The 1433-nt window shown below is 34.8% G+C and carries 1 protein-coding gene; it reads left to right on the top strand.

Annotated features, from left to right (window positions below; all coding sequences use genetic code 11):
- The first annotated feature begins 139 nt into the window (after positions 1–139).
- A complete protein-coding gene (locus tag Rain11_RS13670) occupies positions 140–1318 on the top strand; it encodes a GAF domain-containing sensor histidine kinase (protein WP_101359927.1) in 1179 nt (392 codons plus the stop codon).
- Positions 1319–1433: the final 115 nt, after the last annotated feature.

The following is a 1433-nucleotide window of genomic DNA, read 5'->3' as shown; positions in this document are numbered from 1 at the left end:
CATTTTTTACTACTTTTGTACTTTGGCAATGAGGGCAGTTTACTTTTGTTAATACTTCAGACATATTACAAAAATACGTCCTCTTTGTCTTTTACAAAAATATCATACAATCTTTACCACAACCAATATTTTTATACAAATGAAATTTCCCCCTTTACCTACTAACGAAAAGGAGCGTTTAGAAGCTCTGTATGCTTACGATATTTTGGATACTCCTGCCGAAAAAGAATATGATGATATTGCTCGGCTCGCATCAATTATCTGTCAAACACCTATTACCCTCATTACACTTATAGATAAAGACCGACAATGGTTTAAGGCTCGTGTAGGAGTAGAAAATACAGAAACACCTCGCGATTATGCTTTTTGTAGCCACGCTATTCTTCAAAATACCCTAATGCAAGTACCTAATGCCTTGCAAGATGATAGATTTCACGATAACCCTTATGTAAGCAATGGTATGCAAGTGCGTTTCTATGCAGGTATGCCTCTTACTACCAGTGAAGGATATAATTTAGGCACACTTTGCGTAATTGATAAAGTACCCCGACAGCTTACCGAAGAGCAACAATTTGCTTTACAAGTACTTGCCAAACAAGTAACTGAAAAAATAGAAATGCGTCTAAAAAATAAAAAGCTGGATTTCCAAAAAGAGCTTTTACAAAAACAATTAGACTTTCAAAAGAGAGTTTTCTCCCTGATTGCTCACGATGTACGTTCCCCACTTATCTCTATGCACGGCATAGTCCATTTATTCACAGATGAGCTTATTAGTTTTGAAGAAGCCAAAAGTTCTGCCCTAAAAATTCAAAAAGATATTCAGAATATTTTAAATATTTTAGACTATATTCTTGCTTGGGGAAAGCTACAACAAAGCAATAACAAAATAAACCCTCGTGTTGAAACCTTCAATTTGAAAGAGTATCTATTACCTATTTTTGAATCTGAAACTCACAGAGCCGAGCAAAAAGGTGTAAAATTTAGTTATTCTATTCAAAATACCTCTTCAAACATTCAATCTGACCCTTTTCTGCTTGGAAGTATTATACGTAATCTGTTAAATAACGCTATTAAGTTCACTCCCGCAGGAGGCAAGGTATTCTGTGAAATTAGCCAAGAAAGTCAGAATTTGAAAATCATTGTGAAGGATACAGGCATAGGTATGAGTGAAGAGATACAACAAAATTTCTGGACAGGAGCAGGTATTGTTTCTCGTAAAGGTACTAATAACGAACAAGGGTCTGGCACCGCTTTACAACTTTTAAGAACTTTCATTTATCTACTCGGTGGGAAAATTTACTTGGAAAACGTGAGTTAAGCGGCAATATCTTGAAAAAGTTCAAAATTTGTAAGTAGATTTTTTTCTTGAAAATCTCTAATAGTGGGCTTTTTATCTAGGAATTTGTAGGCAATAATTCCAGACCACAAATTGA

The organism is Raineya orbicola, from assembly GCF_002843425.1.
GTDB classification, from domain to species: domain Bacteria; phylum Bacteroidota; class Bacteroidia; order Cytophagales; family Thermonemataceae; genus Raineya; species Raineya orbicola.
The sequence above is the reverse complement of the archived record's forward strand: the minus strand, read 5'-3'. Positions and strand labels throughout refer to the sequence as shown.